Origin of the sequence: Kosakonia sp. (assembly GCF_032104925.1) — a bacterium.
In the GTDB taxonomy this organism is placed as follows: Bacteria; Pseudomonadota; Gammaproteobacteria; order Enterobacterales; family Enterobacteriaceae; genus Kosakonia.
In genome coordinates this window covers 13,331-34,507 of the sequence record NZ_DAMCGF010000012.1, presented here as the reverse complement: position 1 = coordinate 34,507, position 21,177 = coordinate 13,331, and the positions used below count along the sequence as shown (strand labels likewise).

General features: G+C 53.7%; 20 protein-coding genes and 1 tRNA gene. 15 read left to right on the top strand and 6 right to left on the bottom strand.

Annotated features, from left to right (window positions below; all coding sequences use genetic code 11):
• Positions 1 to 55 precede the first annotated feature (55 nt).
• A complete protein-coding gene (gene argG / locus RT644_RS19630; RefSeq protein ID WP_020455416.1) occupies positions 56 to 1,402 on the bottom strand; it encodes an argininosuccinate synthase in 1,347 nt (448 codons plus the stop codon).
• Between the two features lie 377 nt (positions 1,403 to 1,779).
• Between argG and RT644_RS19625 the strand changes: the two genes are divergently transcribed.
• The 12 genes from RT644_RS19625 to mtr all read left to right on the top strand — a co-directional run bounded on the left by RT644_RS19625 (position 1,780) and on the right by mtr (position 15,502).
• Positions 1,780 to 1,856, top strand: a tRNA-Met gene (locus tag RT644_RS19625).
• Between the two features lie 208 nt (positions 1,857 to 2,064).
• Positions 2,065 to 2,517 carry a ribosome maturation factor RimP gene (rimP, locus tag RT644_RS19620; RefSeq protein WP_017457352.1) on the top strand — a complete coding sequence of 151 codons (453 nt, stop codon included), beginning with the start codon at positions 2,065 to 2,067 and terminating at the stop codon, positions 2,515 to 2,517.
• Between the two features lie 29 nt (positions 2,518 to 2,546).
• Positions 2,547 to 4,034 carry a transcription termination factor NusA gene (nusA, locus tag RT644_RS19615; protein WP_017457353.1) on the top strand — a complete coding sequence of 496 codons (1,488 nt, stop codon included), beginning with the start codon at positions 2,547 to 2,549 and terminating at the stop codon, positions 4,032 to 4,034.
• A gap of 24 nt (positions 4,035 to 4,058) precedes the next feature.
• Positions 4,059 to 6,773: a translation initiation factor IF-2 gene (gene infB, locus RT644_RS19610; protein ID WP_020455415.1), complete on the top strand. Its 2,715-nt coding sequence runs from the start codon at positions 4,059 to 4,061 to the stop codon at positions 6,771 to 6,773.
• Positions 6,774 to 6,905: 132 nt separating this feature from the next.
• A complete protein-coding gene (gene rbfA / locus RT644_RS19605; protein WP_017457355.1) occupies positions 6,906 to 7,307 on the top strand; it encodes a 30S ribosome-binding factor RbfA in 402 nt (133 codons plus the stop codon).
• Positions 7,307 to 8,254: a tRNA pseudouridine(55) synthase TruB gene (gene truB, locus RT644_RS19600; protein ID WP_313627758.1), complete on the top strand. Its 948-nt coding sequence runs from the start codon at positions 7,307 to 7,309 to the stop codon at positions 8,252 to 8,254. The genes rbfA and truB overlap by 1 nt, the downstream gene beginning before the upstream one ends.
• 145 nt (positions 8,255 to 8,399) lie before the next feature.
• Positions 8,400 to 8,669, top strand: coding sequence for a 30S ribosomal protein S15 (gene rpsO, locus RT644_RS19595; protein WP_017457357.1), 270 nt, complete (start codon positions 8,400 to 8,402; stop codon positions 8,667 to 8,669).
• Between the two features lie 244 nt (positions 8,670 to 8,913).
• The gene (gene pnp / locus RT644_RS19590) at positions 8,914 to 11,049 is read left to right on the top strand and encodes a polyribonucleotide nucleotidyltransferase (RefSeq protein ID WP_020455413.1); all 2,136 of its coding nucleotides are present in this window, start codon (positions 8,914 to 8,916) and stop codon (positions 11,047 to 11,049) included.
• A 108-nt stretch (positions 11,050 to 11,157) separates the two neighbouring features.
• Complete coding sequence (gene nlpI / locus RT644_RS19585) at positions 11,158 to 12,042, top strand: lipoprotein NlpI (RefSeq protein ID WP_020455412.1); 885 nt, start codon at positions 11,158 to 11,160, stop codon at positions 12,040 to 12,042.
• Positions 12,043 to 12,148: 106 nt separating this feature from the next.
• Positions 12,149 to 12,229, top strand: a complete 81-nt coding sequence (gene yrbN, locus RT644_RS23675) for a protein YrbN (RefSeq protein ID WP_097400725.1) — start codon at positions 12,149 to 12,151, stop codon at positions 12,227 to 12,229.
• Positions 12,222 to 14,117, top strand: a complete 1,896-nt coding sequence (locus RT644_RS19580; protein WP_045513214.1) for a DEAD/DEAH family ATP-dependent RNA helicase — start codon at positions 12,222 to 12,224, stop codon at positions 14,115 to 14,117. The genes yrbN and RT644_RS19580 overlap by 8 nt, the downstream gene beginning before the upstream one ends.
• A gap of 140 nt (positions 14,118 to 14,257) precedes the next feature.
• Entirely contained in the window at positions 14,258 to 15,502 is a 1,245-nt protein-coding gene (mtr, locus tag RT644_RS19575; protein WP_313627755.1) for a tryptophan permease, read from the top strand.
• 42 nt (positions 15,503 to 15,544) lie between these two features.
• On the opposite strand, the gene RT644_RS19570 is transcribed toward mtr, so the two are convergent.
• From RT644_RS19570 to RT644_RS19560, 3 genes are all read right to left on the bottom strand, one after another.
• Positions 15,545 to 16,552 (bottom strand): luciferase-like monooxygenase, encoded by a 1,008-nt coding sequence (locus RT644_RS19570; protein WP_313627753.1) that lies wholly within the window; start codon positions 16,550 to 16,552, stop codon positions 15,545 to 15,547.
• A gap of 142 nt (positions 16,553 to 16,694) precedes the next feature.
• The gene (locus RT644_RS19565; protein ID WP_020455408.1) at positions 16,695 to 17,573 is read right to left on the bottom strand and encodes a U32 family peptidase; all 879 of its coding nucleotides are present in this window, start codon (positions 17,571 to 17,573) and stop codon (positions 16,695 to 16,697) included.
• A 7-nt stretch (positions 17,574 to 17,580) separates the two neighbouring features.
• Entirely contained in the window at positions 17,581 to 18,576 is a 996-nt protein-coding gene (locus RT644_RS19560; RefSeq protein ID WP_020455407.1) for a peptidase U32 family protein, read from the bottom strand.
• A gap of 239 nt (positions 18,577 to 18,815) precedes the next feature.
• On the opposite strand from RT644_RS19560, the gene RT644_RS19555 reads away from it, so the two are divergent.
• Together RT644_RS19555 and RT644_RS19550 are read left to right on the top strand one after the other, a co-directional pair.
• The gene (locus tag RT644_RS19555) at positions 18,816 to 19,340 is read left to right on the top strand and encodes an SCP2 domain-containing protein (protein WP_020455406.1); all 525 of its coding nucleotides are present in this window, start codon (positions 18,816 to 18,818) and stop codon (positions 19,338 to 19,340) included.
• Complete coding sequence (locus RT644_RS19550; protein ID WP_313627751.1) at positions 19,334 to 19,837, top strand: N-acetyltransferase; 504 nt, start codon at positions 19,334 to 19,336, stop codon at positions 19,835 to 19,837. Before RT644_RS19555 ends, RT644_RS19550 begins: the two co-directional genes overlap by 7 nt.
• On the opposite strand, the gene RT644_RS19545 is transcribed toward RT644_RS19550, so the two are convergent.
• Positions 19,824 to 20,165 carry a GIY-YIG nuclease family protein gene (locus RT644_RS19545; protein WP_020455404.1) on the bottom strand — a complete coding sequence of 114 codons (342 nt, stop codon included), beginning with the start codon at positions 20,163 to 20,165 and terminating at the stop codon, positions 19,824 to 19,826. The two genes, RT644_RS19550 and RT644_RS19545, sit on opposite strands and share 14 nt — an antisense overlap.
• Positions 20,166 to 20,179: 14 nt before the next feature.
• Between RT644_RS19545 and RT644_RS19540 the strand changes: the two genes are divergently transcribed.
• The gene (locus tag RT644_RS19540; protein WP_020455403.1) at positions 20,180 to 20,617 is read left to right on the top strand and encodes a YhbP family protein; all 438 of its coding nucleotides are present in this window, start codon (positions 20,180 to 20,182) and stop codon (positions 20,615 to 20,617) included.
• Here the strand turns inward: RT644_RS19540 and RT644_RS19535 are convergent.
• Positions 20,603 to 21,121, bottom strand: coding sequence for a type 1 glutamine amidotransferase (locus tag RT644_RS19535; RefSeq protein ID WP_020455402.1), 519 nt, complete (start codon positions 21,119 to 21,121; stop codon positions 20,603 to 20,605). The genes RT644_RS19540 and RT644_RS19535 overlap by 15 nt on opposite strands.
• Between the last annotated feature and the right edge of the window lie 56 nt (positions 21,122 to 21,177).

Below are 21,177 nucleotides of genomic sequence, written 5' to 3'. Positions count from 1 at the left end.
AACTTAAAGCAGAGAATCGTGCCTGCAAGGCAGGCACGAAGATGCAGAGAGAGACTTATTTTTTCTCGCTGTTTTCCAGGTTTTCTACCTGAGGCAGGCCATTCCCGGCCGTGGTGGAAAGCAGACCGGTTTGCACGTAGTTGAACAGTTTCTCACGGGTATCGGTAATATCCAGATTGCGCATCGTCAGTTGACCGATACGGTCATCCGGGGAGAACACGGACTCGCCTTTTTCCATCGTCAGACGCTCTGCTTTGTAGGTCAGATTGTCGGAAACGGTATTCAGAATCGAATAATCATTGCCGCGACGCAGCTCCAGCGTGACTTCACCGGTGATGGCGCTTGCTACCCAGCGTTGCAGGGAGTCACGCAGCATCAGTGCTTGCGGATCGAACCAGCGGCCCTGGTACAGCAAGCGACCAAGCTGGCGACCATGGGCGTGATATTGCTCAATAGTGTCTTCGTTGTGGATACCGGTCAGCAGACGTTCGTACGCGATATGCAGCAACGCCATTCCCGGGGCTTCGTAAATACCGCGGCTTTTCGCTTCGATAATACGGTTCTCAATCTGATCGCTCATTCCCAGACCGTGACGGCCACCGATGCGATTGGCTTCCAGCATCAGTTCAACATCATCAGTGAAGGTTTTGCCGTTCAGCGCAACCGGATGACCACGCTCAAAACGTACGGTAACTTCTTCCGCCGGGATTTTGACATTCTCATCCCAGAATTTAACCCCCATGATTGGGTTAACAATCTTCACGCTGGAATTGAGGAACTCTAAATCTTTCGCTTCGTGCGTTGCGCCCAGCATGTTGGAGTCAGTCGAGTAGGCTTTTTCTGCCGACATTTTGTAGTCGAAACCAGAGGCAACCATGAATTCGGACATTTCCTGACGGCCGCCGAGTTCATCAATAAAGTCGGTATCCAGCCACGGCTTATAGATTTGCAACTCGGCGTTAGTCAGCAGGCCGTAGCGATAGAAACGCTCAATATCGTTGCCTTTATAGGTGCTGCCGTCGCCCCATATATTCACACCATCTTCTTTCATTGCCGCAACCAGCATCGTGCCGGTTACCGCGCGGCCCAGCGGCGTGGTGTTAAAATAAGTCAGACCACCTGTCGTATTATGAAAAGCGCCGCACTGGATGGCGGCAATGCCTTCGGCGACCAGCTGTTTACGGCAGTCGATTAGGCGAGCATTTTCCGCACCGTACTCCTTTGCGCGACGGGGAATGGCGTCATAGTCATCCTCGTCCGGTTGACCCAGGTTCGCAGTGTATGCATAAGGAACCGCGCCTTTTTGGCGCATCCACAGCAGCGCTGCGCTGGTGTCCAGTCCGCCGGAGAAAGCGATGCCGATACGTTGACCTGCGGGAAGATGCTTGAGAATCGTCGTCATAAAAAAATCCCTGCTTGATAGACCGATGGTGAGAGACTTAACAGCCACGCCATACTCTTTGTGCCATCCGACCAGAACAATTAGTGAATGGTTATGCAAAATAAGTGAGTTTTCATTTAATCATCTTTTGACGATGACCGGAAGAGAAGAGTGCAATTTTCATTGCGATAGTGGTGAACACTGCTGTTTACATGCTTAAAAATAATACGCAACAAAATTGCATACGTCAGGGGCACAGGATGCTAACGCGCCACGGTTGACAGAACGGCATGTATATCAATATACTGCAGCCCGGTTTTACGTCCCGTCTTCGGTACCAAATCCCAGCATTATTTGCAAATTTGCACTCAAGCGAGTAGAATTTGCCACGTTTCAGGCGCGGGGTGGAGCAGCCTGGTAGCTCGTCGGGCTCATAACCCGAAGGTCGTCGGTTCAAATCCGGCCCCCGCAACCACTTTCCCTAAGTGTTCTTTTTCAAATATACTATGAAGACTTAACGCCTTCGCAGCTGGATTTGAAAAAAATACTCACGGAAGGTTCTCCAGGCCGCAGTTGCGGCTATAGGGTTCAGTTATTTAAAGCCCCGATTTATCGGGGTTTTTTGTTATCTGAGTACGAAATAACTGGGCTATACGCCCTTTTTTTATGTCTTGGGGGTGGACTTGTCCACATTAGAGCAAAAATTAACAGAGATGATTACGGCGCCGGTTGAAGCACTGGGCTATGAACTGGTCGGTATCGAGTTTGTGCGCGGGCGCACATCTACACTGCGCATCTATATTGATAGTGAAGATGGCATCAATGTTGATGATTGCGCTGATGTCAGCCACCAGGTCAGTGCGGTACTGGATGTTGAAGATCCGATTACCGTGGCTTACAACCTGGAGGTTTCCTCACCAGGTCTTGAGCGTCCTTTGTTTACGGCTGAGCACTATGCGCGCTTTAAGGGCGACGAAGTCTCGCTGGTTCTGCGTATGGCGGTTCAAAACCGTCGTAAGTGGCAGGGCATCATTAAAGATGTCGATGGCGAGATGATCACCGTTACGGTCGAAGGTAAAGATGAAGTGTTCGCATTGAGCAATATTCAAAAAGCGAACCTGGTCCCCCACTTTTAACAGTCTGGATTTGAGGTGAAAGGCCCCCGATGAACAAAGAAATTTTGGCTGTTGTTGAAGCTGTTTCTAACGAAAAGTCGCTTCCGCGTGAAAAAATCTTTGAAGCGCTGGAAAGTGCTCTGGCTACAGCAACCAAGAAAAAATACGAACAAGAGATCGATGTTCGTGTAAGCATTGATCGTAAAAGCGGTGATTTCGACACGTTCCGTCGCTGGCTGATCGTTGAAGAAGTGACGCAGCCGACACGTGAGATCACCCTCGAAGCAGCGCGTTACGAAGATGAGAGCCTGAACCTCGACGACTATGTTGAAGATCAGATTGAATCCGTCACGTTTGACCGCATCACCACCCAGACCGCAAAACAGGTCATTGTACAGAAAGTACGTGAAGCTGAGCGCGCAATGGTGGTCGATCAGTTCCGCGAGCACGAAGGCGAAATCATCACCGGCGTGGTGAAGAAAGTGAACCGCGACAACATCACGCTGGATCTCGGCAACAACGCTGAAGCCGTTATCCTGCGTGAAGATATGCTGCCGCGTGAAAACTTCCGTCCGGGCGACCGCATCCGCGGTGTGCTGTACGCTGTGCGCCCTGAAGCGCGTGGTGCGCAGCTGTTCGTGACCCGTTCCAAACCGGAAATGCTGGTTGAACTGTTCCGCATTGAAGTGCCGGAAATCGGTGAAGAAGTTATCGAGATTAAAGCCGCAGCCCGCGATCCGGGTTCTCGCGCCAAAATCGCCGTGAAGACGAACGACAAGCGTATCGATCCGGTCGGCGCCTGCGTGGGTATGCGCGGTGCGCGTGTGCAAGCGGTTTCGACGGAACTTGGCGGTGAGCGTATTGATATCGTGTTGTGGGACGATAACCCGGCGCAGTTCGTTATCAACGCAATGGCACCGGCTGACGTTGCTTCTATCGTGGTGGATGAAGATAAACACACCATGGATATCGCCGTTGAGGCGGGCAACCTGGCGCAGGCTATCGGCCGTAATGGTCAGAACGTGCGCCTCGCGTCTCAGCTGAGCGGCTGGGAACTCAACGTCATGACCGTTGAGGATCTGCAGTCCAAGCATCAGGCTGAGGCTCATGCCGCGATTGATACCTTCACCCGCTACCTGGACATTGACGAAGATTTCGCCACCGTTCTGGTCGAAGAAGGTTTCTCTACGCTGGAAGAACTGGCCTATGTGCCAATCAAAGAGCTGCTGGAAATCGATGGTCTGGATGAAGACACCGTCGAAGCCCTGCGTGATCGTGCGAAAAACGCGCTGACCACTCTGGCACTGGCGCAGGAAGAAAGCCTCGGTAATAAAGAACCGGCTGAAGACCTGCTTAACCTGGAAGGTCTGGATCGCGCACTGGCTTTCAAACTGGCTGCTCGTGGTGTTTGTACGCTGGAAGACCTCGCTGAACAAGGTGTGGATGACCTGAGCGATATCGAAGGGTTAACCGATGAGAAAGCAGGTGAGCTCATCATGGCCGCACGTAATATTTGCTGGTTTGGCGACGAAGCGTAATAAACTGTAGCAGGAAGGAACAGCATGACAGATGTAACCGTAAAAACGCTGGCCGCTGAGATTCAAACCTCTGTGGACCGCCTGGTACAGCAATTTGCTGACGCAGGGATCCGCAAGTCCGCTGAAGACTCAGTGACGGCACAAGAAAAGCAGACGCTGTTAGCGCATTTGAACCGTGAGCACGGTTCTTCGCCTGACAAGCTGACTCTGCAGCGCAAGACGCGCAGTACATTAAGTATTCAGGGCACCGGTGGGAAAAGTAAATCGGTGCAGATCGAAGTCCGTAAAAAACGCACCTTTGTAAAACGCGATCCACAAGAGGCTGAACGTCTCGCTGCGGAAGAAGAGGCGATGCGTGAAGCGGAAGAGAAGGCCCGTCGTGAAGCAGAGGAAGCCGCTGAGCGCGAAGCCGAGGAAAAAGCCAAACGTGATGCCGAAGCTCGTGCGAAACGTGAAGCTGATGAAAAGGCTAAACGCGAAAATGCTGAAAATGCAAAACGCGAAGCTGCGGAAAATAGCAAAGTGAGCAACCAACAATCTGACGAAATGACCAGGACAGCCCAGGCGGAAAAAGCCCGCCGCGAATCCGAAGCGCAAGAACTTAAGCGCAAAGCGGAAGAAGAGGCTCGTCGTAAACTGGAAGAAAATGCGCGTCGCGTAGCGGAAGAAGCTCGTCGTATGGCTGAACAAAATGAAGCGAACTGGGCAGCTCCGGCAAGCGAAGAAGAAGAGACTACTGGTGACTACCATGTAACCACTTCCCAGCATGCCCGCCAGGCGGAAGATGATAACGACCGTGAAGTTGAAGGCGGTCGTGGTCGCAGCCGCACAGCGAAAGCAGCGCGTCCGAAGAAAGGCAACAAACACGCTGAAAGCAAAGCTGATCGTGAAGAAGCGCGTGCGGCAGTTCGTGGTGGTAAAGGCGGCCGTCAGCGTAAAGGTTCTGCTCTGCAGCAGGGCTTCCAGAAGCCCGCTCAAGCGGTTAACCGTGACGTCGTGATCGGCGAGACCCTGACCGTTGGCGAACTGGCTAACAAGATGGCGGTTAAAGGCTCTCAGGTCATCAAAGCGATGATGAAACTGGGCGCGATGGCGACCATCAACCAGGTTATTGACCAGGAAACTGCGCAACTGGTTGCTGAAGAGATGGGCCATAAAGTTATCCTGCGTCGTGAAAACGAGCTGGAAGAAGCGGTAATGAGCGACCGTGACACAGGTGCTGCGGCAGAACCGCGCGCACCGGTTGTGACCATTATGGGTCACGTTGACCACGGTAAAACCTCTCTGCTGGACTACATTCGTTCAACGAAAGTGGCCTCAGGCGAAGCGGGCGGCATTACTCAGCACATTGGTGCTTACCACGTTGAAACCGACAACGGCATGATCACCTTCCTGGATACCCCAGGCCACGCCGCGTTTACCGCAATGCGTGCCCGTGGTGCTCAGGCAACGGATATCGTGGTTCTGGTTGTTGCTGCCGATGACGGCGTGATGCCGCAAACTATTGAAGCTATCCAGCACGCGAAAGCGGCGCAGGTGCCGGTAGTGGTTGCCGTGAACAAGATCGATAAGCCTGAAGCCGATCCGGATCGCGTTAAAAACGAACTCTCTCAGTACGGCATCATTCCGGAAGAGTGGGGCGGCGAAAGCCAGTTCGTACACGTTTCCGCGAAAGCTGGTACCGGTATCGACGAACTGCTGGATGCGATCCTGCTGCAGGCCGAAGTTCTTGAGCTGAAAGCCGTACGTAAAGGTATGGCGAGCGGCGTGGTTATCGAATCCTTCCTCGATAAAGGTCGTGGTCCGGTGGCATCCGTGCTGGTGCGCGAAGGTACGCTGCATAAAGGCGATATCGTGCTGTGTGGCTTCGAATATGGCCGCGTGCGTGCGATGCGTGACGAACTGGGTCGCGAAGTCACCGAAGCGGGTCCGTCCATTCCGGTAGAAATCCTCGGTCTGTCCGGTGTTCCGGCTGCGGGTGATGAAGCGACTGTTGTGCGTGACGAGAAGAAAGCGCGTGAAGTGGCACTGTACCGTCAGGGCAAATTCCGCGAAGTTAAACTTGCGCGTCAGCAGAAATCCAAACTGGAAAACATGTTTGCCAACATGACCGAAGGCGAAGTTCACGAAGTGAACATCGTTCTGAAGGCCGATGTTCAGGGTTCTGTCGAAGCTATCTCCGATTCTCTGCTGAAACTGTCTACCGACGAAGTGAAAGTGAAGATCGTGGGTTCTGGCGTAGGTGGTATCACCGAAACCGACGCGACGCTGGCTGCTGCATCCAACGCGATTCTGGTTGGCTTTAACGTTCGTGCCGACGCTTCTGCGCGTCGCGTGATCGAAGCGGAAGGTCTGGATCTGCGTTACTACTCCGTCATCTATAACCTGATCGACGAAGTGAAAGCGGCAATGAGCGGTATGCTCTCTCCGGAGCTGAAACAGCAGATCATCGGTCTGGCGGAAGTTCGCGATGTGTTCAAATCGCCGAAATTCGGTGCGATCGCGGGCTGTATGGTTACCGAAGGTGTGGTTAAACGTCACAACCCGATCCGCGTTCTGCGCGACAACGTGGTTATCTATGAAGGCGAGCTGGAATCCCTGCGTCGCTTCAAAGATGACGTCAACGAAGTCCGTAACGGCATGGAATGTGGTATCGGCGTTAAGAACTACAATGATGTACGTACCGGCGATATGATCGAAGTGTTCGAGATCATTGAGATCCAACGTACTATTGAGTAATTCGCTTCGCTTTTCGGCTGCTAGCCAGCCGAAATCAAAAGTGGATGAACATTGCTGGCCGGGTAAGCGAAGCGCCTCCCGGCAAGAAATATTAAAAGGGGCTACGGCCCCTTTTTAGTCTGGAGAATTATTATGGCGAAAGAATTTGGTCGCCCGCAGCGCGTGGCTCAGGAACTGCAAAAAGAGATTGCGATTATCCTGCAGCGCGAAATTAAAGATCCGCGTCTGGGTATGATGACCACCGTTTCTGGTGTCGAAGTTTCCCGCGATCTGGCTTATGCCAAAGTGTTTGTCACCTTCCTCAACGATAAAGACGAAGCATCCGTGAAAGCGGGTATCAAAGCGTTGCAGGATGCCTCTGGCTTTATTCGTTCCCTGTTGGGTAAAGCGATGCGTTTGCGTATCGTGCCGGAACTGACGTTCTTCTACGACAACTCGTTGGTGGAAGGGATGCGCATGTCCAATCTGGTGACCAGTGTGGTGAAACACGATGACGAACGTCGTGTGAACCCGGACGACAGTAAGGAGGACTGATGAGTCGTCCTCGTCGTCGCGGTCGCGACGTGCATGGCGTTCTGCTGCTGGATAAACAGCAGGGCGCTTCCAGCAATGATGTGCTGCAAAAAGTAAAGCGTCTTTATAACGCCAACCGTGCCGGACACACCGGAGCGCTTGATCCGCTGGCGACCGGTATGCTGCCGATTTGCCTGGGAGAAGCGACAAAGTTTTCCCAATATCTGCTGGATTCGGACAAACGTTATCGGGTTATTGCCCGCCTTGGGCAGCGTACCGATACCTCCGATGCGGATGGGCAAATCGTTGAAGAGCGTCCGTTGACCTTCAGTGCCGAACAACTGGCTACTGCGCTGGAGAGTTTTCGCGGTGATACGCAGCAAGTCCCGTCGATGTACTCTGCCCTGAAATATCAGGGAAAGAAGCTCTACGAGTATGCGCGTCAGGGCATTGAGGTTCCGCGTGAAGCGCGCCCAATTACGGTTTACGAGCTGTTATTTATCCGCCACGAAGGCAATGAACTTGAGCTGGAAATTCACTGCTCGAAAGGGACTTACATCCGTACCATCATTGATGATTTGGGTGAGAAACTTGGCTGCGGCGCACATGTTATCTATCTGCGTCGCCTGGCGGTGAGTAAGTATCCTGTTGAACGTATGGTGACGCTCGACAAGCTGCGCGAGCTGGTGGATCAAGCCGAGCAGCAGAGTATCCCGGCAGCACAACTGCTGGATCCGTTACTGATGCCAATGGACAGCCCAGCGTCAGATTTCCCGGCGGTTAACATTCCGTCAGTGGTCGCGGCATACTTCAAAAACGGTCAGCCGGTTCGGGCATCCGCTGCGCCAAAAGCGGGGCTGGTGCGCGTCACAGAAGGCGATGACGCAAAATTCATTGGTATGGGCGAAATGGACGACGAAGGCCGTGTTGCGCCGCGTCGTCTGGTGGTCGAGTATCCTGCACAATGACGGGCTTACCTTGCGGGAAACCGTGACTACGAGTAGAATATTGCCGCTTAACGCCGGCTATGTATTTAACATCACCCGGCGTTAATCCTGAGGCCGCTGAATTAGAGATCGGCGCCTTTTCATTTTTTTATCACTGGAGTTTAAAATGTCTCTAAGCGTTGAAGCTAAAGCAAAAATCGTTTCCGAGTTTGGTCGTGGTTCTAACGACAGCGGTTCTACCGAAGTTCAGGTTGCACTGCTGACTGCTCAGATCAACCACCTGCAGGGTCACTTTGCAGAGCACAAAAAAGATCACCACAGCCGTCGTGGTCTGCTGCGTATGGTTTCTCAGCGTCGTAAACTGCTCGACTATCTGAAACGTAAAGACGTTGCACGCTACACCGCGCTGATCGAGCGTCTGGGTCTGCGTCGCTAAGTCTGGCGAGTTTCAAGAAGGGGCCTACAAGGCCCCTTTTTTCAACCAGGCGGCAGCAATTGGCAGTAAACTAATGTATTGTTGCCAGGTATGATCTTCACTGCAGAGGTTCGCGCGGCTAATGAGAGGCTTTATCCGCAATGGGCGGGTTAGGGTTGTCATTAGTCGCGAGGATGCATGAAGATTCGGTTAAATTGTCAGCATGCCAAAGGTGTGCTGACTTTCATTAAGAAAGGACAGAACTTTGCTGAATCCGATCGTTCGTAAATTCCAGTATGGTCAACATACCGTCACGCTGGAAACCGGCATGATGGCGCGTCAGGCGACTGCTGCCGTTATGGTAAGCATGGATGACACCGCAGTATTCGTGACCGTTGTTGGCCAGAAAAAAGCAAAACCAGGTCAGGATTTCTTCCCGCTGACCGTTAACTATCAAGAGCGTACGTACGCTGCAGGTAAAATCCCTGGCGGTTTCTTCCGTCGTGAAGGCCGTCCGAGCGAAGGCGAAACGCTGATCGCGCGTCTGATTGACCGCCCGGTTCGCCCGCTGTTCCCGGAAGGGTTCGTGAACGAAGTGCAGGTTATCGCTACTGTGGTTTCCGTTAACCCGCAGGTTAACCCGGATATCGTAGCCATGATCGGTGCTTCCGCCGCGCTTTCACTGTCTGGTATTCCGTTCAATGGCCCGATTGGCGCCGCGCGTGTTGGCTATATCAACGACCAGTACGTTCTGAACCCAACTCAGGAAGAGCTGAAAGCAAGTAAGCTGGACCTGGTCGTAGCCGGTACTGAAGCCGCGGTTCTGATGGTTGAATCTGAAGCGGAACTGCTGAGTGAAGATCAGATGCTGGGTGCTGTGGTGTTTGGCCACGACCAGCAGCAGATTGTTATCCAGAACATCAACGAGCTGGTAAAAGAAGCAGGCAAACCGCGTTGGGACTGGCAGCCGGAAGCGGTGAACGAAGCGCTGAACGCGCGCGTTGCTGCACTGGCAGAATCACGTTTGAGCGATGCGTATCGCATCACTGACAAACAAGAGCGTTATGCTCAGGTTGACGTGATCAAATCCGAAACCATCGCAACGCTGGTGGCAGAAGATGAAACCCTGGATGCCAATGAGCTGGGTGAAATCCTGCACGCTATCGAGAAAAACGTTGTTCGTAGCCGCGTACTGGCAGGCGAGCCGCGTATCGATGGCCGCGAAAAAGATATGATCCGTGGTCTGGACGTTCGTACCGGTGTTCTGCCTCGCACCCATGGTTCCGCACTGTTTACCCGCGGCGAAACTCAGGCGCTGGTTACTGCAACTCTGGGTACCGCACGTGACGCGCAGATCATCGACGAGCTGATGGGCGAGCGCACTGACTCTTTTCTGTTCCATTACAACTTCCCTCCGTACTCCGTAGGGGAAACCGGGATGGTTGGTTCGCCGAAACGTCGTGAAATTGGTCACGGCCGTCTGGCTAAACGTGGCGTGCTGGCAGTAATGCCGGATGCTGATAAATTCCCGTACACCGTACGTGTGGTTTCTGAAATCACCGAATCGAACGGCTCTTCTTCTATGGCTTCCGTTTGTGGCGCATCTCTGGCGCTGATGGACGCAGGCGTACCGGTGAAAGCCGCCGTTGCGGGTATCGCAATGGGTCTGGTGAAAGAAGGCGACAACTTTGTTGTTCTGTCCGACATCCTGGGCGACGAAGATCACCTGGGCGATATGGACTTCAAAGTAGCGGGTTCCCGCGACGGTATCTCTGCGCTGCAGATGGATATCAAAATTGAAGGTATCACCAAAGAGATCATGCAGGTTGCGCTGAACCAGGCGAAAGGTGCTCGTCTGCATATTCTGGGTGTAATGGAGCAGGCGATTAACGCGCCGCGTGGTGATATCTCTGAATTTGCGCCGCGTATCCATACCATCAAAATTAATCCAGATAAGATCAAAGACGTTATCGGTAAAGGCGGCTCCGTCATTCGTGCGCTGACCGAAGAAACCGGCACCACCATCGAAATCGAAGATGATGGTACCGTGAAAATCGCAGCTACTGACGGCGACAAAGCGAAACATGCTATTCGCCGTATTGAAGAGATCACGGCTGAGATCGAAGTGGGCCGTGTCTATAGCGGTAAAGTGACCCGCATCGTTGACTTTGGCGCGTTTGTTGCCATCGGCGGCGGTAAAGAAGGTCTGGTTCATATTTCTCAGATCGCGGACAAACGTGTTGAGAAAGTGACCGATTATCTGCAGATGGGCCAGGAAGTGCCGGTTAAAGTTCTGGAAGTTGACCGTCAGGGCCGTATTCGTCTGAGCATTAAAGAAGCGACTGAGCAGACTCAGCCTGTAGAAGCGTCGGAAGCGCCGCAAGCAGAGCAGGGCGAGTAAGGTTGTTTTTGCCCTCCGTGATCGCGGAGGGCTTATTAGCAGGCAGGACGCCATGTTTGCAGCCGGGGGACAGGACGTTCATCCAATTGTTGTCTTCGGGAGTGGGAAATGAAGCCTTTTTTGCGCTGGTGTTTCGTTGCGACAGCTTTAACGCTGGCAGGATGCAGCAACTCTGCCTGGCGTAAAAGTGAAGTCCTCGCGGTGCCATTGCAACCGACTTTGCAGCAAGAAGTGATTCTGGCACGCATGGAACAAATTCTTGCCAGTCGGGCTTTAACCGATGACGAACGCGCACAGCTTTTATATGAGCGCGGAGTGTTGTATGATAGCCTCGGTTTGAGAGCCTTAGCGCGAAATGATTTCTCGCAAGCGCTGGCAATCCGACCCGATATGCCGGAAGTATTCAATTACTTAGGCATTTATTTAACGCAGGCAGGCAATTTTGATGCTGCCTATGAAGCGTTTGATTCTGTACTTGAGCTTGATCCAACTTACAACTACGCGCACTTGAATCGCGGGATCGCACTGCATTACGGCGGTCGCGACAAGTTAGCGCAAGATGATCTGCTGGCGTTTTATCAAGACGATCCTAATGATCCTTTCCGGAGTCTGTGGCTTTACATCGTTGAGCGGAAGCTTAATGAGAAGCAGGCTAAAGAAGCACTGAAACAGCGCTTCGAAAAATCGGACAAGGAACAGTGGGGATGGAACATTGTCGAGTTCTACCTCGGCGACATTAGCGAAGCAACGCTAATGGATCGCCTGAAGGCAGACGCAACGGATAACACCTCGCTCGCTGAGCATCTCAGTGAAACCAACTTCTATTTAGGTAAGTACTACCTAAGTCTGGGGGATAAGGACAGCGCCACGGCACTGTTCAAACTAGCGGTTGCCAACAACGTCCATAATTTTGTTGAGCATCGTTACGCATTGTTGGAATTAGCGCTCTTGGGCCAGGAGCATGACGACCTGGCAGAATCGGACCAGCAATAGCTGACGAACATATCAGCCCGTAATCTTTTTTGATTGCCATCACCTTCGCGGGTGAGGGCTTCATTGTTCGTTAATTAACCTACTTTGAGCCGGTTCACACTTTTCAATGAAAATTGCTAATTTTTTTCACGATGAGTTATGTAGACTGGCCGCCAATGACATAGAGGCACTTGTACTACATGGCTGAATTCGAAACCACTTTTGCAGATCTGGGCCTGAAGGCTCCCATCCTTGAAGCCCTTAACGATCTCGGTTACGAAAAACCATCTCCGATCCAGGCTGAGTGCATCCCGCACCTGCTGAACGGTCGTGACGTGCTGGGCATGGCCCAGACTGGTAGCGGTAAAACTGCAGCGTTTTCTCTGCCGCTGCTGAACAACATCGATCCGGACCTGCGTGCGCCGCAGATCCTTGTGCTCGCTCCGACCCGCGAACTGGCGGTTCAGGTTGCTGAAGCAATGACCGATTTCTCTAAACATATGCGCGGTGTAAGCGTGGTAGCCCTGTACGGCGGCCAGCGTTATGACGTGCAATTACGCGCTCTTCGCCAGGGGCCACAGATTGTCGTCGGTACGCCGGGTCGTCTGCTGGATCACCTGAAACGCGGCACGCTGGATCTCTCTAAACTGAGCGGTCTGGTGCTGGATGAAGCCGACGAAATGCTGCGCATGGGCTTTATCGAAGACGTAGAAACCATCATGGCGCAGATCCCGGAAGGTCATCAGACCGCTCTGTTCTCTGCCACCATGCCGGAAGCAATCCGTCGCATTACTCGCCGCTTTATGAAAGAGCCGCAGGAAGTGCGCATTCAATCCAGCGTGACGACTCGTCCGGACATCAGCCAGAGCTACTGGACTGCATACGGCATGCGTAAAAACGAAGCGCTGGTTCGCTTCCTGGAAGCGGAAGATTTTGATGCGGCGATCATCTTCGTTCGTACCAAAAACGCAACGCTGGAAGTGGCTGAAGCGCTGGAACGCAGTGGCTATAACAGCGCCGCACTGAACGGTGACATGAACCAGGCACTGCGTGAGCAGACGCTGGAGCGTCTGAAAGACGGTCGTCTGGATATCCTGATCGCAACTGACGTTGCAGCACGTGGTCTGGATGTTGAGCGCATCAGCCTGGTTGTTAACTACGACATCCCGATGGATTCTGAATCCTACGTTCACCGTATCGGTCGTACCGGTCGTGCGGGCCGTGCGGGCCGTGCACTGCTGTTCGTTGAGAACCGCGAGCGTCGTCTGCTGCGTAACATCGAACGTACGATGAAACTGACCATTCCGGAAGTGGAACTGCCGAACGCAGAGCTGCTGGGCAAACGCCGTCTGGAAAAATTCGCCGCTAAAGTTCAGCAGCAGCTGGAAAGCAGCGATCTGGATCAGTACCGCGCGCTGCTGGCAAAAATCCAGCCTTCTGCTGAAGAAGAGATGGATATTGAAACGCTGGCCGCTGCACTGCTGAAAATGGCTCAGGGCGAACGTCCGCTGATCCTGCCGCCGGATGCACCGATGCGTCCTAAGCGTGAGTTCCGCGATCGTGATGACCGTTTCGAACGCCGTGGCGATCGTAACGATCGTGGTCCGCGTGGCGAACGTGGTGGCGAAGATCGTCCGCGTCGTGAACGTCGGGATGTTGGTGAAATGGAACTGTATCGTATCGAAGTGGGCCGCGATGATGGTGTTGAAGTACGCCATATCGTTGGTGCTATCGCGAACGAAGGTGATATCAGCAGCCGTTACATTGGTAATATCAAACTGTTTGGTACTCACTCTACCATTGAGCTGCCGAAAGGCATGCCGGGCGAAGTTCTGCAGCACTTCACTCGCACGCGTATTCTGAACAAGCCGATGAATATGCAGCTGCTGGGCGATGCACAGCCGCGTGAGCGTAGCGAACGTCGTGGTGGCGGTGAGCGTCGCGGCGGTTTCGGTGGTGAACGCCGTGAAGGCGGTCGTGGTGAAGGCCGTCGTTTCAGCGGTGAACGTCAGGAAGGTCGTAGTTTCGGTGGCGAACGTCGTGCACCGCGCCGCGATCGTGACGATAGCGCTCCGCGTCGCCGTAACGACGCATAATCTGCGTTACAGTCTGTAAAGAAATAGATACAGCCCCGATCGAAAAGATTGGGGCTTTTTTTATCCGTAATGTACTCCTGTACTGGTACAATGCAGCAGCCTGAACTACTGGCATTGCTTACCACAGGAGAATCATTCAGATGTCGACACTGACAACCACACAAGCTTCCCCTTCGCTGTTCGGCGGGGTAGTGATTATTGGCGGCACGATCATTGGCGCAGGCATGTTTTCACTGCCGGTGGTGATGTCCGGCGCGTGGTTTTTCTGGTCATTGCTGGCGCTCGTTTTTACCTGGTTTTGCATGTTGCACTCCGGGCTGATGATCCTTGAAGCCAACCTGAATTACCGGAGCGGCGCGAGCTTCGATACCATCACCAAAGATTTGCTGGGAAAAGGCTGGAACCTGGTTAACGGTATCTCGATTGCTTTCGTGCTCTATATCCTGACTTACGCCTACATTTCGGCAAGCGGCTCTATCTTGCACCACACCTTTGCGGAAATGTCGCTGGATGTTCCGCCGCGTCTGGCCGGGCTTGCCTTTGCGCTGTTGGTGGCATTTATCGTCTGGCTCTCAACACACGCTGTCAGCCGAATGACGGCGATTGTACTGGGTGCGAAGGTCATCACCTTCTTCCTCACTTTTGGCAGCCTGTTGGGCCATGTCGAGCCAGTAACCTTATTTAATGTTGCTCAGAGCGATGCTTCGTACACGCCTTATCTGTTGATGACGCTGCCCTTCTGTCTGGCCTCGTTTGGCTACCACGGCAATGTGCCGAGCCTGATGAAATACTACGGCAAAGATCCGCGTACCATCATTCGTTGCCTGGTCTACGGCACGCTGCTGGCGCTGGGGTTATATGTGATTTGGTTGCTGGTTACCATGGGCAACATTCCGCGTCCGGCGTTTATTGAGATCGCGGCCAAAGGCGGGAATATCGATGTGCTGGTGCAGGCGCTGAGCGGCGTGCTGAATAGCCGCAGTCTGGATCTGTTGCTGGTTGTCTTCTCAAACTTTGCCGTCGCCAGCTCCTTCCTCGGCGTGACGTTGGGGCTGTTTGACTACCTGGCGGACTTGTTCAAGTTTGATGATTCCCCGCTGGGACGTTTTAAAACCGCACTGCTGACCTTTTTGCCGCCGATTGTGGGTGGCTTACTGTGGCCGAACGGCTTTTTGTATGCAATTGGTTATGCGGGTCTGGCAGCAACGATATGGGCGGCGATTGTTCCGGCATTGCTGGCAAATGCGTCGCGTAAGCGCTTTGGCAGTCCGGCATTTCGCGTGTGGGGTGGCAAGCCGATGATCGTATTGATCCTGCTGTTTGGCATCGGCAACGCGGTCGTGCATCTGCTTTCCAGCTTTAATTTGCTACCTGTTTACCAGTAATTATTTCTCTCCTCTCCCTTATGGGAGAGGAGAATCTCTGCGCTAGCCGAGCAGTTCTTCTTTCACCTGCATCGCCAGCTCAAACGAGTAGAGCCGCGCCTGGTGATCAAAAATCTGCCCGTTGACCATGATTTCGTCGGCGTCCGTTTCCCGCAGAATCGACTCCAGCCCGTGGCGCACTTTCGCTTTATCACCCACCAGCGACATACTCAACGCCTGCTGTACGCCGTATTGTTCCGACGGTGACCAGAACTGATCCATATTGGGGATCGGTGGCGGCAACTGCGCGCTTTCACCACGGCGCAATTTCACAAATGCCTGCTGCATAGAGGTAAACAGGAATTCCGCATCGCGGTTGCTGTCGGCTGCGACAATATTGATGCACACCATCGCGTACGGTTTTTCCAGCCGCGCCGAAGGCGTAAAGTTGGTGCGATAAAGATGCAACGCCTGGAACAACATATCCGGCGCGAAGTGCGAAGCAAAGGCAAACGGTAAGCCCAGCTTTGCGGCAAGTTGCGCGCTATACAGGCTTGAGCCCAGCAGCCAGACGGGGATTTTTTCACCGTAGCCCGGCACCGGTCGTACGTGCGGGTTTGGATCGCGGGCATCAAACCAGTCCACCAGTTCAGCGACATCACGCGGGAAATTGTCGATATCACCGCTCATATGGCGGCGCAGCGCCATCATGGTGCGCTGGTCGCTGCCTGGCGCGCGGCCAAGCCCGAGATCGATACGCCCGGGGTAGAGCGTATTCAATGTGCCGAACTGCTCGGCAATCACCAGCGGTGAATGGTTTGGCAGCATCACGCCGCCGGAACCCAAATGCAGAGTTTGCGTATTCGCCGCCAGATAGCCAATCAATACGGAGGTCGCCGCGCTGGCGATACCGGTCATATTGTGGTGTTCTGCCAGCCAGTAGCGATGATAACCGCGCTGTTCGGCCAGTTTCGCCAGATCCAGCGAATGAGCGAACGCCTCGCGGGCGCTGGAGTTTTGCGGGATCGGCGCAAGATCAAGCACCGAAAAAGGGATCGTTTTATCAGACATACACACTCACTTTGCTACAGCATTGTCATCAGATTGAAGGTCTTCTTCCAGCCTGGCGCAATGTGCCGCGCCAGGCCAGAAAAGCTGCAACTTTCATACTGCATTAACTTGTGACAATCCTTGTTAACAAAGTGAGCTTTTATTACTGCTGTAAAGCCAGACCCGGCAGCCTGCGCCAGTAGCCGTTGCAATCGCTATTAGATGCCAGCGGCAGTGGCGCATTACCCGTTTCATTAGCCTTAAACGCGTCAAGCATGGCAAACGTCTCGTTACCCATCGGCGACAGGCGCACCATATCCACAAGGCCATTCATTGAGACCAGCTCATTGCCAAGGTTGTAAACATAGCCGCTCATCGTCTGGATACCGTTGAGCACAAAGACTTGCTGATTCTCTTGCGAAAGGATGCTGCGTCCGTTCGGGTATTTAATGCAGCAAGTTTCGCACTCATCTTTGGGTCTGTCTTCGGAGCGGGCGGTAAAGCAGCGCGCGGAGTAAGCCAGTGGCAGATGACCGTAGCTCAGCACTTCCACTTCAAATTGCTGACGAATACCGAGGGAATCACACTGATCGAGTAAGTTTTTCAGCCAGTCGCGTGAAAGCTCAACCGGCATGCACCAGCGCACCATGCCTTGCTTGAGCAGTAAACGCAGCGCCACCGCGTTGTAGCAGTTGAGCGCATGCCCGGCGACAAATGGCAGCTTGCGCTCGGCGCACATATTCACCACGCCCAGGTCGCTGGCTTCGAGTAAAAACTCGCCGTTATCAACGTAACGTTTTAGTTCGTTTAATTCGGAAGAGGCCTGCACCAGCGCCAGCGTGGAAAGCACAACCTGCTTGCCGCTGCCCGCCAGTTGTTTGGCCATATCCAGCCAGTCGCCCACTTTGGTGGCGCGGCGCTTGCTGCAGACGGCTTCGCCAAGGTAAATCACATCGGCGTGGCTGGTGGCGGCCTGGCGGTAAAAATCTTCCAGCGTCTCTTTTGGCCAGTAGTAAAGCACCGGCCCTAATGAATATTTCATGGTTTTCCTACTGCCATTTGCGGTGATACGCGCCGAGGGTGGTTTGAGTGCCTTCCGACATCGACCCCAGCGTTTCCATCCAGGCCGATTGCGGCACAAAATCTTGCGGCGAGGCCATACAACGGTCGATTGCCTGACGCCATACTTTTGCCACCTGGCTTACATAGGCCGGGCTGCGCTGGCGCCCCTCGATTTTTACCGAGGCAATATTGGCGGCCAGCAGCTCTGGCAGCAGCTCCAGCGTGTTGAGGCTGGTGGGCTCTTCCAGCGCGTGATAGCGCTCGCCATCCACCAGATAGCGGCCTTTGCATAAGGTCGGATAACCGGCGTTTTCGCCATCCTGATAGCGATCAATCAGCACTTCGTTAAGACGGGACTCCAGCCCCTGCGGTGTTTGCTGCCAGCGCACAAAACGCGCCGGAGAACAGGCGCCCACGGTATTGGGCGATTCGCCTGTCAGGTAAGAAGAGAGATAGCAGCGACCTTCCGCCATAATGCACAGGCTGCCAAAAGCGAACACTTCCAGCGGCACCGGCGTGACGCGCGCCAGTTGCTTGACCTGGTGAATCGATAACACGCGCGGCAGCACCACGCGCGCCACGTCAAAGTGGCGATGGTAAAAACGAATCGCCTCTTCGTTGGTCGCGGAAGCCTGGACGGAGACGTGGCGCTCAATATGCGGATAGCGCTCGGCTGCATATTCCAGCATCGCTAAATCCGCCAGGATCAGCGCGTCAGCGCCAATCTGCGCCGCCATATCAACGGCGCGCTCCCAGCGTTGATAACCATCAGGATGCGCAAATGTGTTAATGGCGATATGCAGCTTGCGGCGGTGTTGATGAACAAAGCTGACCGCTTCCTGCAGCTTCTTCTCGGTAAAATTAAGACCGGCGAAATGGCGGGCGTTGGTATCATCTTTCAGGCCGATATACACAGCGTCGGCGCCGTTTTCGATGGCCGCCTTCAGCGCCGGAAGGTTTCCGGCAGGGCAGAGCAACTCCATAGTGTATCCTGCAATCAGGGGCGCTATGGCCCGGATGTACCCCGTGGGGTCGCTAAGTTGTTAATGAACTGGGATTTTAGTTAACCTGTCAGCGACAATTTTTGATTTGAGGCAGTTAAATGCGTATTGATGGCGCCAATAATCCCCGGCTGTTTATTCGTAATTGTTGATTTGTGCCGCTATGCCATTTGGCGATTGTGGCAAAATAGCAGTCATTATCATTTCAGGGAGTAAAGCTCGTGTTGGATAAATTGCGCTCACGTCTTGTTCACGTTGGCCCGTCGTTACTGAGCGTGCCGGTTAAGCTGACGCCTTTTGCCATCAAACGTCAGGTGCTGGAGCAGGTGCTGCGTTGGCAATTCCAACAGGCGCTGGCGGACGGAGAACTTGAGTTTCTGGAAGGCCGCTGGTTAAGTATCCAGGTTCGGGATATTGGCCTGACGTGGTATACCTCTGTTGCAGATGGGCAGATGATTGTGCGTGAATCTGCCGATGCGGATGTCAGCTTCAGCGCGGACGCCAGCGATTTGCTGATGATTGCTGCGCGTAAGCAGGATCCCGATACGCTGTTTTTCCAGCGCCGTCTGGTGATTGAAGGCGATACGGAACTTGGGCTGTACGTGAAAAACCTGATGGACGCCATTGAGCTGGAGCAGATGCCAAAACCTCTGCGGGTGATGCTGCTGCAGCTGGCGGAATTTGTTGAGGCTGGCCTGCAAGCGCCGCCTGCAACGACACAACCTTCTGTAGGTGAGCCATGCTGATTAGAGTTGAAATTCCCATTGATGCTCCCGGTATCGACGCGCTGCTGCGCCGTAGTTTTGACGGCGAAGCGGAAGCGACGCTGGTGCACGATCTGCGCGAAGACGGGCTGATCACGCTGGGATTTGTTGCGACCGATGACGAAGGTCAGGTCATTGGCTACGTGGCGTTTAGCCCGGTTTCGGTCGCCGGTGAAGAGCTGCAATGGGTCGGGCTTGCGCCGCTGGCCGTTGATGAGCAGTACCGCGGGCAGGGTATTGCGCGTCAGTTAGTGTATGAAGGGCTGGATTCACTCAACGAGTTTGGTTATGCGGCGGTGGTCACTTTAGGTGATCCCGTGTTTTATAGCCGTCTCGGGTTTGAGAAGGCGGCGCAGTATGATTTGCGCTGCCGCTGGCCAGAAAGCCATGACGCGTTTTTAGTTCATCGTCTGGCGGATGACGCGTTCAATGGCGTAAGTGGTCTGGTCGAATACTGCGATCATTTCAATCGTTTTTAACGGACACAGATAACAGGCTTTCCCGCAGCGCCTCGAACGAGCCATCCCCGGCGACGAGGCGCTCTTTCTGGCGCTTGGTTAACTGCTTAATGCGGTACTCCAGCCGCAGTGCCAGCGACCTTTCCCCCACCTCGGCTGAAAAAGCCAGTGCCAGCGCGCCTTTTCCCCGTAACGCTTTTGCGCCTTTCCCGGATTGATGCTGGGTAAAACGCCGTGCGACATCGGTGGTAATACCGGTGTAGAGCATGTTGTCAGCGGTGCGAATAAGGTAAAGAAACCAGGGCGTCATGACGATGTTCAGTATGTTAATGTGAAAGAAAAATAACATGGGGAAGGGAAAAAATGGAGACTCTAGCAGCCATTAATCGCTGGCTGGCGAAGCAGCATGTTGTCACGTGGTGTGTGGCGAATCGGGGAGAGTTATGGTGTGCGAACGCGTTCTATTTTTATGATCCGCAAGCGGTCGCGTTTTATATCCTGAGCGAGGATCAAACCCGCCATTCACAGATGACGGGTTTGAAAGCGCAGGTAGCGGGCACGGTAAACGGCCAGCCAAAAACCGTGGCGCTGATTCGCGGCGTGCAGTTCACCGGCGAGATCCGCCGCCTCGACAGCGAAGAGAGCGCGACGTTGCGTGCGAAGTACAATCGTCGCTTTCCGGTCGCCCGCGTATTATCTGCCCCGATGTGGGAAATTCGTCTTCACGAACTGAAGTTCACCGATAACACGCTGGGTTTTGGTAAAAAACTGCACTGGATCCGCGACTCAGGCACCCAATAAGCGCAGCGCTTCGCGATTAAATGCGGGCAAATCATCGGGAGTACGGCTGGTAACCAGCTGATCTTTATCGACCACCACTTCCTGGTCGTAGAACTCACCCCCGGCGTTTTTCACATCCACCACAATCGGTTTTACCGCGGTGAGCTTACGCCCGCGTATCGCATCGGCGCTGATCAGCAACTGCGGACCGTGGCAAATGGCGAAGACCGGCTTGCCAGTGCTGATGAAATCGCGCGTGAAGGTGACAAAACGATCGTCGCCGCGCAGATAGTCAGGCGAGTGTCCCCCCGGCAGCAGCAGCGCGTCAAAGTCTGCCGGGCGCACTTCATCAATGGCTTTATCAATTACCACTTCCGCTTCGCCCTTTTTGCCGTGAATGGTTTTCCCGGCCTGTTTCTCAATCGTAATAACCTCATGACCGGCCTTGCGAAATTCATGTGCCGGAGAGGTGAATTCTGAATCTTCAAACTCGTCGGTGATCAAGACAGCAATTTTCTTGCTCATACTTCCTCCGTTGTTTTGGCTTCAGAAAGGGAGTTATGCATACTGATAACTCACCA

Coding starts and splice junctions, on each gene's coding strand:
- RT644_RS19580 (WP_045513214.1), top strand. CDS start 12,222: ATGGCTGAATTCGAAACCACTTTTGCAGATCTGGGCCTGAAGGCTCCC.
- nlpI (WP_020455412.1), top strand. CDS start 11,158: ATGAAGCCTTTTTTGCGCTGGTGTTTCGTTGCGACAGCTTTAACGCTG.
- truB (WP_313627758.1), top strand. CDS start 7,307: ATGAGTCGTCCTCGTCGTCGCGGTCGCGACGTGCATGGCGTTCTGCTG.
- argG (WP_020455416.1), bottom strand. CDS start 1,402: ATGACGACGATTCTCAAGCATCTTCCCGCAGGTCAACGTATCGGCATC.
- RT644_RS19560 (WP_020455407.1), bottom strand. CDS start 18,576: ATGGAGTTGCTCTGCCCTGCCGGAAACCTTCCGGCGCTGAAGGCGGCC.
- RT644_RS19545 (WP_020455404.1), bottom strand. CDS start 20,165: ATGTTATTTTTCTTTCACATTAACATACTGAACATCGTCATGACGCCC.
- rpsO (WP_017457357.1), top strand. CDS start 8,400: ATGTCTCTAAGCGTTGAAGCTAAAGCAAAAATCGTTTCCGAGTTTGGT.
- infB (WP_020455415.1), top strand. CDS start 4,059: ATGACAGATGTAACCGTAAAAACGCTGGCCGCTGAGATTCAAACCTCT.
- RT644_RS19550 (WP_313627751.1), top strand. CDS start 19,334: ATGCTGATTAGAGTTGAAATTCCCATTGATGCTCCCGGTATCGACGCG.
- RT644_RS19570 (WP_313627753.1), bottom strand. CDS start 16,552: ATGTCTGATAAAACGATCCCTTTTTCGGTGCTTGATCTTGCGCCGATC.
- yrbN (WP_097400725.1), top strand. CDS start 12,149: ATGAAAATTGCTAATTTTTTTCACGATGAGTTATGTAGACTGGCCGCC.
- rbfA (WP_017457355.1), top strand. CDS start 6,906: ATGGCGAAAGAATTTGGTCGCCCGCAGCGCGTGGCTCAGGAACTGCAA.
- RT644_RS19535 (WP_020455402.1), bottom strand. CDS start 21,121: ATGAGCAAGAAAATTGCTGTCTTGATCACCGACGAGTTTGAAGATTCA.
- nusA (WP_017457353.1), top strand. CDS start 2,547: ATGAACAAAGAAATTTTGGCTGTTGTTGAAGCTGTTTCTAACGAAAAG.
- mtr (WP_313627755.1), top strand. CDS start 14,258: ATGTCGACACTGACAACCACACAAGCTTCCCCTTCGCTGTTCGGCGGG.
- RT644_RS19540 (WP_020455403.1), top strand. CDS start 20,180: ATGGAGACTCTAGCAGCCATTAATCGCTGGCTGGCGAAGCAGCATGTT.
- RT644_RS19565 (WP_020455408.1), bottom strand. CDS start 17,573: ATGAAATATTCATTAGGGCCGGTGCTTTACTACTGGCCAAAAGAGACG.